At 61.1% G+C, this 12,538-nt stretch carries 16 protein-coding genes and 1 pseudogene; 6 read left to right on the top strand and 11 right to left on the bottom strand.

What is annotated here, in order from left to right; all coding sequences use genetic code 11:
• The first annotated feature begins 46 nt into the window (after positions 1-46).
• Together ABD112_RS04855 and ABD112_RS04850 are read left to right on the top strand one after the other, a co-directional pair.
• On the top strand, positions 47-1,513 hold the full coding sequence (locus ABD112_RS04855) for an NAD-dependent succinate-semialdehyde dehydrogenase (RefSeq protein WP_343923684.1): 1,467 nt from the start codon (positions 47-49) through the stop codon (positions 1,511-1,513).
• A 207-nt stretch (positions 1,514-1,720) separates the two neighbouring features.
• Entirely contained in the window at positions 1,721-2,857 is a 1,137-nt protein-coding gene (locus ABD112_RS04850) for a class I SAM-dependent methyltransferase (protein ID WP_343923682.1), read from the top strand.
• Here ABD112_RS04850 and ABD112_RS04845 read toward each other — a convergent pair.
• From ABD112_RS04845 to ABD112_RS04815, 7 genes are all read right to left on the bottom strand, one after another.
• Complete coding sequence (locus tag ABD112_RS04845; RefSeq protein WP_343923680.1) at positions 2,829-3,635, bottom strand: hypothetical protein; 807 nt, start codon at positions 3,633-3,635, stop codon at positions 2,829-2,831. The genes ABD112_RS04850 and ABD112_RS04845 overlap by 29 nt on opposite strands.
• Before the next feature lie 177 nt (positions 3,636-3,812).
• Complete coding sequence (locus tag ABD112_RS04840; protein WP_343923678.1) at positions 3,813-4,274, bottom strand: DUF6176 family protein; 462 nt, start codon at positions 4,272-4,274, stop codon at positions 3,813-3,815.
• A gap of 41 nt (positions 4,275-4,315) precedes the next feature.
• Complete coding sequence (locus ABD112_RS04835; protein WP_343923676.1) at positions 4,316-4,555, bottom strand: toxin; 240 nt, start codon at positions 4,553-4,555, stop codon at positions 4,316-4,318.
• Positions 4,552-4,815: a ribbon-helix-helix domain-containing protein gene (locus tag ABD112_RS04830; RefSeq protein ID WP_343923674.1), complete on the bottom strand. Its 264-nt coding sequence runs from the start codon at positions 4,813-4,815 to the stop codon at positions 4,552-4,554. Before ABD112_RS04830 ends, ABD112_RS04835 begins: the two co-directional genes overlap by 4 nt.
• Before the next feature lie 70 nt (positions 4,816-4,885).
• The gene (locus ABD112_RS04825) at positions 4,886-5,698 is read right to left on the bottom strand and encodes a shikimate 5-dehydrogenase (RefSeq protein WP_343923672.1); all 813 of its coding nucleotides are present in this window, start codon (positions 5,696-5,698) and stop codon (positions 4,886-4,888) included.
• 25 nt (positions 5,699-5,723) lie between these two features.
• Positions 5,724-7,073 carry a type II toxin-antitoxin system HipA family toxin gene (locus ABD112_RS04820; RefSeq protein ID WP_343923670.1) on the bottom strand — a complete coding sequence of 450 codons (1,350 nt, stop codon included), beginning with the start codon at positions 7,071-7,073 and terminating at the stop codon, positions 5,724-5,726.
• Complete coding sequence (locus ABD112_RS04815; protein ID WP_343923668.1) at positions 7,070-7,354, bottom strand: helix-turn-helix domain-containing protein; 285 nt, start codon at positions 7,352-7,354, stop codon at positions 7,070-7,072. The genes ABD112_RS04820 and ABD112_RS04815 overlap by 4 nt, the downstream gene beginning before the upstream one ends.
• Before the next feature lie 195 nt (positions 7,355-7,549).
• Here ABD112_RS04815 and ABD112_RS04810 point away from each other — a divergent pair, with 195 nt between their 5' ends.
• The 4 genes and pseudogenes from ABD112_RS04810 to ABD112_RS04795 form a co-directional block, all read left to right on the top strand.
• On the top strand, positions 7,550-8,230 hold the full coding sequence (locus ABD112_RS04810; RefSeq protein ID WP_343923666.1) for a hypothetical protein: 681 nt from the start codon (positions 7,550-7,552) through the stop codon (positions 8,228-8,230).
• 29 nt (positions 8,231-8,259) lie between these two features.
• Positions 8,260-8,574 carry a hypothetical protein gene (locus tag ABD112_RS04805; protein ID WP_343923664.1) on the top strand — a complete coding sequence of 105 codons (315 nt, stop codon included), beginning with the start codon at positions 8,260-8,262 and terminating at the stop codon, positions 8,572-8,574.
• Positions 8,575-8,600: 26 nt separating this feature from the next.
• Positions 8,601-9,077 (top strand): SecDF P1 head subdomain-containing protein, encoded by a 477-nt coding sequence (locus tag ABD112_RS04800; protein ID WP_343923662.1) that lies wholly within the window; start codon positions 8,601-8,603, stop codon positions 9,075-9,077.
• 422 nt (positions 9,078-9,499) lie between these two features.
• A pseudogene (locus ABD112_RS04795) lies at positions 9,500-9,669 on the top strand (methyltransferase); the annotation flags it as partial.
• Positions 9,670-9,703: 34 nt separating this feature from the next.
• Here the strand turns inward: ABD112_RS04795 and ABD112_RS04790 are convergent.
• The 4 genes from ABD112_RS04790 to ABD112_RS04775 all read right to left on the bottom strand — a co-directional run bounded on the left by ABD112_RS04790 (position 9,704) and on the right by ABD112_RS04775 (position 12,480).
• On the bottom strand, positions 9,704-9,946 hold the full coding sequence (locus tag ABD112_RS04790; protein ID WP_343923824.1) for a RidA family protein: 243 nt from the start codon (positions 9,944-9,946) through the stop codon (positions 9,704-9,706).
• Between the two features lie 175 nt (positions 9,947-10,121).
• The gene (locus ABD112_RS04785; protein ID WP_343923660.1) at positions 10,122-10,769 is read right to left on the bottom strand and encodes a GNAT family N-acetyltransferase; all 648 of its coding nucleotides are present in this window, start codon (positions 10,767-10,769) and stop codon (positions 10,122-10,124) included.
• Positions 10,770-10,850: 81 nt separating this feature from the next.
• Positions 10,851-11,579, bottom strand: a complete 729-nt coding sequence (locus ABD112_RS04780; RefSeq protein ID WP_343923658.1) for a cache domain-containing protein — start codon at positions 11,577-11,579, stop codon at positions 10,851-10,853.
• Positions 11,580-11,676: 97 nt separating this feature from the next.
• A complete protein-coding gene (locus ABD112_RS04775; protein WP_343923656.1) occupies positions 11,677-12,480 on the bottom strand; it encodes a FadR/GntR family transcriptional regulator in 804 nt (267 codons plus the stop codon).
• Between the last annotated feature and the right edge of the window lie 58 nt (positions 12,481-12,538).

The raw sequence follows: 12,538 nt of genomic DNA, 5'->3' as shown, positions 1-12,538 counted from the left end.
GTTTGACTGACTCGCAGATTTCCTCACCACGAAAGGTGCACACCCCATGACTAATGCCACCGAAACCCAGCTTCTCGAAGCCGTTCCGAACCAGCTCTTCATTGGCGGTCAGTGGGTCGCAGCATCAGGCGATAAAACACTCGACGTAACCGACCCCGCTACTGGCAAGGTCATCCGCAGCATTTCGGATGCCTCTGCCGACGACGGAATGCGGGCGCTCGACGCGGCCGTTGCTGCTCAGGATGCCTGGGCCGCGACCCCCGCTCGTGAGCGTGGCGAGATTCTGCGTCGCACCTTCGACCTCGTGCAGAAGCACCGCGATGACTTCGCCCTGCTCATGACGCTCGAGATGGGCAAGCCGCTCGCGGAGGCCAACGGTGAAGTGACGTATGGGGGCGAATTCTTGCGCTGGTTCAGCGAAGAGGCGGTACGCATTTCGGGTCGCTTCGGCGACACTCCTGAAGGCACCGGTCGCATGATCGTGTCACAGCGTCCGGTTGGGCCCTGCTTCCTGATTACGCCGTGGAACTTCCCGCTCGCGATGGCAACCCGCAAGATTGCCCCCGCGCTGGCCGCAGGCTGCACGGTTGTTGTGAAGCCTGCAGCACTCACGCCGCTCACCACCCTGTTCCTTGCGAAGCTGTTCGAAGAGGCTGGCCTTCCCACCGGTGTACTCAACGTTGTGACGACCTCCAGCTCGTCTGAAGTGTCGGAGCCGATCATCGCTGACTCACGTCTGCGCAAGCTCTCGTTCACAGGGTCAACCCCGGTGGGCAAGGCACTCATCAAGCAGGCTTCCGAAAACGTTCTGCGTACGTCGATGGAACTTGGCGGCAACGCCCCGTTCGTCATCTTCGGCGACGCCGATCTCGACAAGGCCGTTGACGGTGCGATGGCGGCGAAGTTCCGCAACATCGGCCAGGCCTGCACTGCAGCGAACCGTTTCATCGTGCACAGCTCGGTTGCTGCAGAATTCGCCGAGAAAGTTGCCGCACGTGTCGGTGAGCTGAAGATCGGCCGCGGCACCGAAGAGGGTGTCGGCATTGGCCCGCTTATCAACGACAAGGCTGTCGATAAGGCAGACGAGTTGGTTCAGGATGCCGTGAAGCGCGGTGCGACCCTCGTCTCCGGCGGCAAGCGCGTCGAGGGCGATGGAAGCTTCTATGAGCCCACGATTGTCAGCAGCGTTCCGGCCGACAGCGACATCCTGCGTGAAGAAATCTTCGGACCGGTCGTCTCGATCGTCGAATTCACCGACGAAGCCGACGCCGTGAAGATCGCCAACGACACCGAATATGGCCTGATCTCGTACGTGTTCACCGAAAGCTTGGCTCGGGGAAACCGGATGATTGACGCCCTCGACACCGGAATGATGGGCCTCAACGTGGGAGTCATCTCCAACGCAGCGGCCCCCTTCGGTGGCGTCAAGCAGTCCGGTATCGGTCGCGAGGGTGGCTCGGAGGGTATCCACGAGTACCTCTCCACCAAGTACACGCTCGTCCCCAATAGCTAATGTGCAATTGCATCCCGTCGGCGCATTTAGAGGAATGTCCTCTGTGCGTTGACGAGCCCCACATCACGCGGGGCTACAACTAGATTCCCGTGAGCGAGTGGCCCCACTAGTGCCGGGGCCGCTCGCTTTCTGGGTTAGCGGTGACGGCTACGCTGGGGGCACCGCCGCACGCGCTGTCTGCGGTGCCGCTCCACTGAAAGAGTCCCCATGTCTGAGCACCTGTTCGCCACTCTGCGACGTTGGCCCGACGTGGAAGCCCCCAACCTTTTTGCGGTGGATGCCAGCGACCGCCTCATTCTTGACGAGGCCGCTCCGCAGTTGGCCGACATCCAGCCGGGTGAACTCGTGGTGATGGGTGACAACTATGGGGCGCTCACGCTAGGGGCCGCTACCATGCACGACTGCCGCGGCATCCGCGTGTTTCAGGATTCTTTGGTGTCGGAGCTTGCTCTGGCCGAGAACGCGGGTGACCTCGCACCGCACTACAGCTCGCACACGCTGAATGCTGATCTCTTGTCGGGTGCCCGACTGGTGTTGATGCAGTTGCCGCGCAGCCTGGCCGAGCTGGATGAGTGGGCTCAGGCCATTGCCCGCTTCGCATCGCCTGACGTGACCGTGATTTCGGGTGGCCGCATTAAGCACATGACGTTGGCGATGAATGAGGTGTTGGGTCGCTCCTTCGATGATGTCAGCGCGGGGCGTGCCCGCCAAAAGTCGCGCACGCTCACCTCGCTGGGCGCACGACACGGGGCTGTCGAAGCTCGCTACCCAACGACGTCGGTGTTGCGGGAACCAGAACTTCCGGTTGATGAGTTGACGGTCAGCGCCCATGGTGGTGCTTTCGCCGGTGCGACCCTCGACATGGGCACCCGCTTCTTGTTGACGTTCTTGCCGGAGATGAAACCGGATGCCGCCACCGCTGTTGATCTTGGCAGCGGCACTGGGGTGCTCGCCGTCGCACTCGCTCTTGCCCGCCCCGACCTGCACGTGGTTGCCGTTGACCAGTCCACCGCCGCCGTGGCGTCGACCCGCGAAACGGCCGACGCGAACGGTGTCGGCGCGCGCGTCGAGGCCGCGCGCGAAGATGCCCTCGCCGAACGACCGACAGCCAGTGCTGACCTCATTGTGTGCAATCCGCCCTTCCACAGCGGTGCCACCGTTCATGCCGGCGTTGCTTTGCGGATGCTGGCTGACGCCCGCCGCGTGCTCAAACCTGGCGGAGAACTGTGGGTAGTTTTCAACACCCACCTCGGGTACCGCGACTACCTGAACCGCACCGTCGGCCCCACCCGCCAGGCCGGACGCAACAGCAAGTTCACCGTGACCGTTTCGGTGCGCGAGTAGGGTTTGGCTGCCGCGCACGACAAAGGCGCGTCGCGGGCGAAACGACTCGCATCCCTGAGTCCGTGAGACTGCAATCTCGGCATACGTAATGCACAACTGTCGGCACGATCAACCCTGGTCGAGAAGCTTCTCGGTTTGAAGGCTCAAGGCCCGCCAGCCGGCCGGCCGAGAAATGGTTCGGGAGTGAGTCCTCGCTGCGCCAGTTCGGCAAACGCGCGATGTGCACGAAGCCACATTCCTGCCAGCCCAAGTCACTCTTTCGGAACCGGGTCACGTTGTAGATGATGGGACGTTCAGGCATCGACACTGTTGCTGGTGCGTGGATCGGCTTCAGCCGCGCCATCCGACTATTTGTCGCGGTGTAGGCAAGCACGTCCCCCGCCACCAACTCAGTCTCTTCGTGACGCCATGGCGGGCGGAGTTTCTTCGGGGCCGGCTGCGGTCCGGTCAGCTGGTCACGCAGTTTCTGGAGGGCCGCGACACGCTTCGCGAGTGCGGGCGAACCTGCATCAGCCCACAACTCGAGGCCCGCGCCGTGATCAATCGCTGCCAGCGCAGCCGCCTTTACTTCCGAATCCAGGCGGCCGACCTGAGTCTGCGCAGCGGCCAAGGCTATCCAAAGCTCTCCCCTGTCATTGGGTTGAAGATGAGCGAATGACTCGATGACGAGTCGAGTCGCTTCCGCATCCGGTACCCGATCTTCGAGGTGTTCACGGTACTCACTGCGGATGTCCGCTGCAGTGTCGTTAGCGAAGATGCCTGTCCCCCATGCGCCCATCTGGGAAGTATGTCAGCAAGTGCCGCCCTTGCGATATAGATACCGCCGCTCGTTGAAGCGCGCTCGCAACAGTAGATCTCGATGCCAAGCGCGACTAGCACCTTGTCCCTCGAAATCCGCAGCTCAAGTGGCTCGAAATCCGCGACTTCAACGCCGTTTGCCACGGCTCAGTGCGCCTCACACGATTCCAGTCGCTGCCCACTTCTCCATCAGCTCGCGGAGGTGGAGAGGAGTGAGCATGAATTTGGGCTCGAGCTCCTCCCATCCAGGTTCCTTTGCGCGTCGGCTATACGCTGCGTGATCCGCTCCCATTGGGAGTTGCCCATCAAGGGCCGCCCCCTCCGCGCCCATGAGACTGAGGTGATAAATCCAGACTTGGCCATTGGCTTCTGTACTTTTGAACGTCGCCTCAAAGATCTGGCGCTCAGACGAGACCGCGGCTTCGTGCTCTTCGTAGCGATCGTTGAGCGCGTTCATCCATTCCTCAAAAACCGGCTCTTGCCCCGGCTTGAGCGGGGCACGACTTAGCTCGAGGCGCATCCCGGGCGGAACCGATGATGGCATTTCGAAGCCCCCAAAATCACGCGGGTGGGGCTTGAATTGGGAATTTGACGGCACCGTCTGATCAGAGTTGGTCATGGCAGCATTATGCCGTCGTTCGATCCTGTTGAGAACAAGCGCTAGGGCAGCAAATCCAACATCTGTGGCCGAGCTTTCATGGCATGGATGATTAGTTCGTTCCCGCTATCGAAAACCAGGACAACCGTCTCGAGGAGCCGACCTTGTGAATCGAATCCCAAGCGGAGTTGGCGCGCTGGCGAATCGTCATCGAGGTCTTCGATCCAGAGCGCCCAAGTTGCAGATTGGATTGCATCCTCCGGGAGAACGCCATGCTTGAGCGCCGAATCGTGAACCTTCACGCGACGTACGAAGTGAGCGCGTCGCGGATAGTCTCCGACCGAGACTTGTGTTCGCGTGCCGCTCGGGCATCGATCGCGGCAAGTTCATCTGGAGTGAGCCGCAGCGCGACGACCTGCGAGGGCTCGGCACCTCGCCCAGGGCGGCCACGACCACGCTCTTTCAACTTGGCAACGTCATACCCGGCTTCTGCCTCAGCAGCCCATGCAGCGACCTGCTCTTCTGTGACGGGTACTCCGTTTACTGACTCACCTGTACTCATATGTTTAATGTAATACGAAATTCGGTCGTCGACAAGAGGCGCGTGTCGTCCCCGACCCTGTGTTCGCCCCTTACTCCCTCGAGAATGCCGCAGCGCGCGCGATCTGGTCGGGCGTCGGCGTGACCCCGGTGTAGCGAACGAACTGCGCCGCGGCCTGGAGCGCGATTACTTCGGCGCCTGTGATGACGAGTTTTCCGGCATCCCGAGCGGCCCGAATGAGTGGGGTCTCCGCCGGGAATGCGACGACATCGAACACCGTTTGCGCCGCGCGAATCTGGTCGGGCCTGAACGCGAGTTCGTCGGCAGCGTCTCCCGCCATCCCGAGCGGGGTCACGTTGACGAGCACCGCGTGGGCAGGCTGCGGGTCAACGCTCACGGCACGGTAGCCATACTTCGCGGCAAGCGCTTCGCCAGCCTCAGCGTTGCGGGCGAGCACCGTCAGATCAGCGAAACCGGCACCGTGGAAGGCCGCGACGACCGCTTTGGCCATGCCACCCGATCCGCGAACTAGCACCGGCACACTCGGGTCGAGTTGGTGGCGGGCGATCAGATCAGCGACGGCCTCATAGTCAGTGTTGGATGCTGTGAGCACACCGTCATTGTTCACGATCGTGTTTACCGACTCGATCGCTGCGGCCGACTGCTCAACAACATCCACGAGTTCAAGCACTGCCTCTTTGAACGGCATAGATACGGAACAGCCCCGGATGCCCAATCCTCTGACCCCGGCGATGGCATCCTCAATGTTGCTGGTCGTGAAGGCTTTGTAGATGAAGTTCAGGCCGAGCTCTTCGTACAGGTAGTTGTGAAACCGCGTCCCGAGGTTGGAGGGCCGCGCGGCGAGCGAAATGCACACGGTCATGTCTTTATTGAGGATCGGCATTGACCCATTATCGCGGCGCGACAAGCTAGTCGCGCGGTGCGAACGACCCCGAGTTCGATCTGGGTGTGGTCTTACCGCGGGGCGAGTCACTCGCATCAACAGACGACGCGCTGGCGCCAGTTCTCGATCCCGTGCCTGTCTGCTGTGAGGAGTCGCGGAGCATCGCGATGCGCTCATCGAGCACTCCGGCCATCTTGTGTTGCTCGGCAAAGGAAATCTTGTGTTTGCTCGCCACTTCTCGCCACGATTCGGCGGCGGTCACAACACGAGCAATACGCTCACGGCTCTCTCCCGCGCTAATGCCGCACGCTGATGCGAGCTCAGCCAAACCTGCCGCTTCATCAGCGGCAGAGGTCGCTCCCGCGATAGAAGTGGCTCGCGCCTCGCCAATCTCAGGATTGGGGTTCACGTCAAAGACAGGGCTCAGCTCCCACCCTCCCACGGTGTCAAGGAGCCCGTGATTTCGCAGGTGGTCGTCAGTGTTGTGAAGCGCGACATTGAGCACTGCGCGGTCGAACAGGTCCCTTCGATCTTTGTCGAGCGATGCTGAATGATCGGCGAGCGTCTCTGCCAAATCGATGTAGTCGCTCGAGGCTCCATCCTGCGCTTCCATCATCGTCATCGCGCTCATGTAGCCAACACGGCGGGAACCTGCACGATCGAATCTTTGCAATAAGAGCACATGCCGCTCGCCAACCTTCACGAGTTCACGGTGAGGAACGGGGATGCCGGCGCGCTCCGCGAGGTCGAGGGAGAGCGCTTCCCAGGCCATCACATCCCACTCGTCCTGGGTGTGCGGAAACTTCGCAATCGCGAGTGCCCCATTCGCTAACCGCACTGACGCTTTCGGGCGCGCACCACCGAGTGACGCGGTACCGGCGGCAAGCAGTATTTTGTACGCCTCGATGCCGTCTTTGTCGGCGGCCACATCATCACTGGCGCGCAGTAGCGCCGGCAACTCAATAAGTCTCGGCACGTCTGCTCGGGGCGAGAGCATCTCAGAGCTTCCGACTTTCGAGAACTGCACAGCGCCCTGCCGGGTCTCATCATTCACGCCGATGAGGAAATCGACAGCGTCACATATCCGAGCAGTTCTTCCTTCTTCCGCTGCCAGCTGTCGCTCTCGACGCGTCAGCAGGTTGCGGCCCCACCGGTCGGGCGCACTGTCAGCGAATGCGCCCGGCACCCGCGCCACGTATTGATTGCCCGAGAACAATGGAAGACCCGGGTCGAGCGGCCGCCTCTTCCGGTCGGCGAGATAGCTGGATTCGTAGGTAAACGTGGTCGTGACGTTCTGGCGCTCGCGAGTGAAATGCGCCACGCCCGCAAGAATCGGCTGGCCATCGCGGTTCACATGAACGTCGACATCCGTCATCGTGCACGCTTTCGATTAAGGAGCTCGGCGCGCGCACGACCAAGATCGGTGCGCAGAGGATCCGCCGCATCAACAACGCTGTCGAGGATGCCGAGCGCACGCGCTACTTGAAACGCGCTTTCGAGACGAACTGTGCCATCACCGCGCTCCAACTTGCGCAAGGTCATGAGAGAGATATCAGCGCGTTCGCAGACCTGCTGAGCAGTGAGGCCCTGAACCATCCGCCACGAGCGCAGGAATTCACCGAACGTCGCCTGCTGCTTGTTGATGTTGTACGCCATGAGACGCCTCCTAATGCCATTATGCTACCATTTAATGTCGTTAAAGGGCGCCTACATGGCATTACTGTGGATCAGGTCCCGCGCGCCCAGCGTCAGCAAAACCGTAAGATTGAACTTAAATGTGAGCGGGACTGAATCACCGGGAAATTTTTCCGAGCTCTTGTCATTTGTCGCGACCCGTCGCACGATGAGAACATGCATTTCGCTGGAGTTCTCCCCGAAGACGCGCCTGACCCGCGTGCCCGGCATGCGGAGTTGCTGAAGCGTATGCCGATTCCTGTGGTCGAGTTCGTTGCACAGCCCTCCGTGCAAGTCACGGATATCAGCGTGAACTCTGCCACCGACCGCTACGGCTGTTCGGCGATGACCGCCAGCGTCTCAGCCACTCTGTGGCGAAACCCTGACAACAAGTCCGATCCGGTAAACCTTGCAGACCTTGATGACGACAGCCGTCACGCAATCGAAGAGGTTCCGCCGTGGCCGCGACCCGCCTGGTTGATCGAGCGAGTCGAAAGTATGAGATTTCCCTCGTTGTGGGAGGCGGTGCAGACGAATTGGCACCGCGAAGAATCGGAGCTGAATGCGCTTGACTCCCTCCTCATCCAACACACCAACTACATCCTGATGAACCAGTTCCGTGAGGAGCTCGGGCTCAGCGCTCGCGACTGGGACGCGCCTGCGCCCCTGTCAGAGCGCACGGCTACGCGGCCCATTGATGTTTCCATTGACAGAGAGGCCGTCTCTGGCATCGAGATCGATACTGATCCCTTTGTCTACGCCGTCGGGGCAAAACTCGCGAACGGCGGCACGCTCACCGCTGTGATTGCGCGCGAGCACCTTCCGTTCATCACTGTTCAGTTCGCTAGCCGCCGCTAGCGAACTGCCCACTAATCGGAAAGGGAATCATGGGATACCGGAACAAACTTGCACGAAGTGGGCTGGTCATCTTGGCCATGGCGGCAGCTTTGACGGCGTGCACCGGCTCTGGTGATTTCAGCATTAGCAACGAGAGCTCTAGCGACGTGACCGTTTCGACCGGGGGTGACGAGGTCGCCGTCGCAGCAGGCGGCGCGGCAAGCATCCTTGGCAGCGGCTGCACCCCGGGCGATGTCTCTGTGGAGTTCGCTTCAGGCGAGACTGTTGTGGTCGCCGGGCCCATCTGCCCGGAGGAGGAGCTCGTAGTTCGAGACGGCGGGGTCGAGCTGCGAACTGTCCCCTAGGCCCTCTCACTTAACTAAGTGAAATCATGAGTTCTGAAAAACGTAGGTTTTCTCTACTGCTTGTCGCCGTGTTGGCGCTGAGTGGTTGCGCTGCCGCGGCTGACGCTGACGCTGACGAACCGACGACGACGTCTGGAGGAACGCTCGAGTTGGCGGTGTCGGAGACGTGCGTTGAGGGTTCCGACCCTGAGTGCATTCTGGTCAACGACGGGTACATTCTGCGCCCCTCGGTGTTTGAACGAGCCACCGTTGAGACTGCTGAAGTTTCTGAATCCCAAAGCGGAGTAGACGTGACATTCACGGATGAGGGGGCAGCAGTACTCCATACGCTGACGGAGAACGCGGCTGAGGCCGGATCAGACGCACGATTGGTGATCGCAATAGGCGGCGAGATTCATTCCACGACGTTCGTGGCAGAACCACTCACGGGCAATCAGGTATTGATCGCTCTCCCGCCCGAAGAAGACGCGCAAGAGACCGCAGACTTGATCAACGGAAACTAGTCAGCTCGCGTTGTCTTCGTGATTCACTCCCGCGGTCCCTAAGCGGAGCCGGGAGAACAGAACTGGTGAGTCGAAGCGCGGCACCGATGCCGAGAAAAAATCGACTCGGTTCCGGCTGAATGCAGCGCTGCGGCTCGACCGCCGGACAGGCGATTGCAGGTCGAATCTGTCGATCAGGACCATGCTGTGGCCCCCTGGCAATTTCCCAGCAGGCTGCCGGGAAATTCAGCGCGAAGATCCCCCGCTAAACGTCGAACCACCCCGCTGAGCGCGACCCTGCGCGTTCCGAACTCGTACCTTCGAGCCTGTGAGTAAGTCGGCGTATCCATCGGGGAGCACAAGAGCGTTATCTGCCATGTCGGCCATTTTTTCCGATGCCGCTGTCGTTCTCCGAAGCCAGTGACACAGCCGCGACACGTTTTTTGCGGATGATGGCTGACGCTCGCCGCGTGCTCAAACCGGGCGGAGAACTGTGGGTAGTTTTCAACACACACACCTCGGGTACCGCGACTACCTGAACCGCACCGTCGGCCCCACCCGTCAGGCCGGACGCAACAGCAAGTTCACCGTCACCGTTTCGGTGCACGAGTAGGGAGTTGTGCGGCAACAGTCGTTCGAGGTGGAGATCATGGGCGCTGTGCGATGAGTTCGATTTCGAGGTTGGAAACCAACGGAAGTGATGCGACCCCGATCGTGGTGCGCGCCGGAAACGGTTCGCTGAACTGGGCCGCGTAGACCTCGTTCATCGCGGCGAAGTCATCCATGTCAGTGAGGAAAACGCTGACTTTCACCACATTGTCGGGGCCGAGCCCCGCTGCGGCGAGCACGCCGAAGAGGTTGTCGAAGCACTGCTGTGTCCGGTGCTCGATTCCGCCGTCGACGAGCTTGCCGGTTGCCGGCGGATAGGGGTCTGCCCCGAACAGAACACCAATCCGTTAGCGTCGATGCCGTGGCTATAGGGCCCGACCGCAGCGGCGGTTTGACTGGTGATGGGTTGCCGCATGGGGTGCTCCAATTCGTGGATGAAGTTAAGCGGGGACACTGCTATTTGCCCTGGGCCGGGTCCCGCCACATTGTCGTGACCGCTGGCCGTCCAGGGGCAACCGGAACGCTGCCGTGCACGCGGAATCCAGCCGACTCATAACGGTGGTCATTGGCGCCGTTGCTTGACTCCAAATAGGTTCCGATTCCTTGAGCATCGGCCTGTTCCACAACACTCGCCAGCAACGCCATCCCTATTCCGTGACCGCGCGCCTGAGCTCGAACGCCCAGCATAGAAACATAAAGGTGCGGAATTTCGAGAGGGCGAGCATGGTCGAATCGCTCGAAGAGCCCGTTAACCGTCTCGGCGTGATCCCCGAGAAGATCACCAAGAACAGTCGGGAATCGTTCCGCATCCGCATCGGACATCTCGTTGACGTCGGGGCCGAAAGCCGTGACCACAGCACCGTAGCCGGAGGTGAGCCATACGGCGTCATTAGCGATGGCGTGGGTCACGGTCATCCGGAAAATAGCGGCGTGCTGCGCTGCACGTGCCTCCGGGTCGGGAAAAGCCCAACTCCACACCGGATCCTGATCGAACGCTTCAACAAGGGTGCCAACGACACCCGGCAGGTCCGTCGGCGTCGCCAGCCGCGCCGACAACCCAGTATGAGCACCTACCGAGTCACCGCTACCACTCGTCGCCGTCATGGGTACAGCATACGATGGCGCTCACGGTCGATTGACGACGAAAAGTGCACGTCTTTCGTGAATTTAGGCCGGCTAGAGAAACTATTCGACGATGATCTCGAGCGCGAGCCCATTACACGGCGTGCGCGAAAGATCTGCCAGCGGCCCACCGCGCACAGCATCACCGGTAGCGTGACGCGGGTTAGTGGAGACCACTACGCGACCAACACTGTTGATGACGGTGACGTTGTCCCCCAGCTCGGAGAGCAACGGAAGCAGTTGGCGTTCGACCGAATCAATCAGCAGATCGAGGCCGGCAACGCCAACGAACCGGCCGTCAATGTGCACGGGAGCGGCGACGGTGATCGTGTATTCGTCGCTGCAGAGGTAGTCAACGTACGGCCCGGCAACGTGTCCGCGGCCAGTCTCCATCGGCACCCGGAACCACTCAAGTTCGCTGTAATCGATGAGTGCTTTGTTCACGGATTGTGCGGCCAGCAACAACTTGCGTGGGTCGTCACCCTGCCACCATGAGAGGTGATTTCGCTCGTCGGTCAGCAGCCCGATTGCGGCAATGAATCCTGCGCCGTAGATCTGTGCGTCGGGGAGTCCTAGGATGCGATGCGCATGCGGTTCAACTAGCGCGTCGAGGCGCTGCGACGAGAGTGCGCCGACGTGCGGTGACGAGGCAAGCTCTATCCCGAGCTGTGCAGCCGTCGCATCCAGAGCCTCGATCGGGCCCCTCAGGTATTCGGAGACAATCTCGGCTGCGCGCTCAGCAGTTGTTTGCGCTGCGATTCCGGACGCCTGCGCACTGGTTACTGTCACCATGGGGTGATGCTGTCGGTCGAAATCATGGGTGCCTCGCCTGCTGGTTGCGTGGTTCTATCTGTCGCATCCTACGCACGGGATGGCCTGCAGCGCTAGTTCACCGATTTTTGGACTGAAGCTCAATGAGGGCGTTGATCACGCTGTCGACCATGCGTTCCGTCGCGTCAACCGCAGCCTGGTCATCGCCCGCTTCGACAGCATCCACCACAGTCACGAGCAGTTGGTGCTGCGTTACGCGGGAGCCACTTTCGGCGTCGAGGAGCCGAAGGAGCGGAGAGAATTCTGCTTGCAGTCGCATCTGCTCGCGAGTAAGGCGCGCGGATTGGCTCAGAGAGACGAGTTCGACTTGGACATCGTCGAGGGTGCTGCGCCACTGGGCAAGGTCGGCGTCGTCCAACCGCACCAGACGTGATCGAATTTGTTGTACTTCTGACGGCGCTGCGCGGCGGGCCGCAAGGCGTACACAGGCCGCGGTAATGGCCGAATAGTGGGCGCCCAAATCGCGCAACGCGAGGCGAGATGTTTCCGCCAGGGCGGTGCGTGCGTGTGCCACAGGGTCGGCGGAGTCCGCAACGAAACTGCCTCCGTTGCGTCCGCGCTTAGTGACAACTAGTCCCTGGCTGCGCAGCGCGAGGAGCGATTCGCGCACGGTCGTCGGCGCTACCCCAAAGGTGCGAGCGAGGTCATTTTCTGAGGGAAGTCGCTCTCCTGCGCGGAGGTGTCCCCCGGTGATTGCCCCGGCAAGGCGACGCTCGACGAGCTCAGCACGGCCGGCATCACCGATGGATTGAAAGAGAGAACCATGGAGGCGGCCCGGTCGTGTGGCATCGCGGGATCGTGCGGCGTCGCTGTCAACCGCCGCACGGTGTTCCGGCGCGTCAATCGATTCGGACGGGTGCATTGCTCAATTCTCGCACTGTTCGACTGAGCCGTTGCTGTTTTGTGACTATTTGGACACA

Origin of the sequence: Rhodoglobus aureus (assembly GCF_039527955.1) — a bacterium.
Taxonomy (GTDB): domain Bacteria; phylum Actinomycetota; class Actinomycetes; order Actinomycetales; family Microbacteriaceae; genus Rhodoglobus; species Rhodoglobus aureus.
Note: the sequence above shows the minus strand (reverse complement) of the source record. Positions and strands in the feature narration are given on the sequence as shown.

Excerpts from the sequence above, each read along its gene's own strand:
- ABD112_RS04855 (WP_343923684.1), top strand. The coding sequence starts at position 47 with ATGACTAATGCCACCGAAACCCAGCTTCTCGAAGCCGTTCCGAACCAG.
- ABD112_RS04850 (WP_343923682.1), top strand. The coding sequence starts at position 1,721 with ATGTCTGAGCACCTGTTCGCCACTCTGCGACGTTGGCCCGACGTGGAA.
- ABD112_RS04845 (WP_343923680.1), bottom strand. The coding sequence starts at position 3,635 with ATGGGCGCATGGGGGACAGGCATCTTCGCTAACGACACTGCAGCGGAC.
- ABD112_RS04840 (WP_343923678.1), bottom strand. The coding sequence starts at position 4,274 with ATGACCAACTCTGATCAGACGGTGCCGTCAAATTCCCAATTCAAGCCC.
- ABD112_RS04830 (WP_343923674.1), bottom strand. The coding sequence starts at position 4,815 with ATGAGTACAGGTGAGTCAGTAAACGGAGTACCCGTCACAGAAGAGCAG.
- ABD112_RS04825 (WP_343923672.1), bottom strand. The coding sequence starts at position 5,698 with ATGCCGATCCTCAATAAAGACATGACCGTGTGCATTTCGCTCGCCGCG.
- ABD112_RS04820 (WP_343923670.1), bottom strand. The coding sequence starts at position 7,073 with ATGACGGATGTCGACGTTCATGTGAACCGCGATGGCCAGCCGATTCTT.
- ABD112_RS04815 (WP_343923668.1), bottom strand. The coding sequence starts at position 7,354 with ATGGCGTACAACATCAACAAGCAGCAGGCGACGTTCGGTGAATTCCTG.
- ABD112_RS04810 (WP_343923666.1), top strand. The coding sequence starts at position 7,550 with ATGCATTTCGCTGGAGTTCTCCCCGAAGACGCGCCTGACCCGCGTGCC.
- ABD112_RS04805 (WP_343923664.1), top strand. The coding sequence starts at position 8,260 with ATGGGATACCGGAACAAACTTGCACGAAGTGGGCTGGTCATCTTGGCC.
- ABD112_RS04800 (WP_343923662.1), top strand. The coding sequence starts at position 8,601 with ATGAGTTCTGAAAAACGTAGGTTTTCTCTACTGCTTGTCGCCGTGTTG.
- ABD112_RS04785 (WP_343923660.1), bottom strand. The coding sequence starts at position 10,769 with ATGACGGCGACGAGTGGTAGCGGTGACTCGGTAGGTGCTCATACTGGG.
- ABD112_RS04780 (WP_343923658.1), bottom strand. The coding sequence starts at position 11,579 with ATGGTGACAGTAACCAGTGCGCAGGCGTCCGGAATCGCAGCGCAAACA.
- ABD112_RS04775 (WP_343923656.1), bottom strand. The coding sequence starts at position 12,480 with ATGCACCCGTCCGAATCGATTGACGCGCCGGAACACCGTGCGGCGGTT.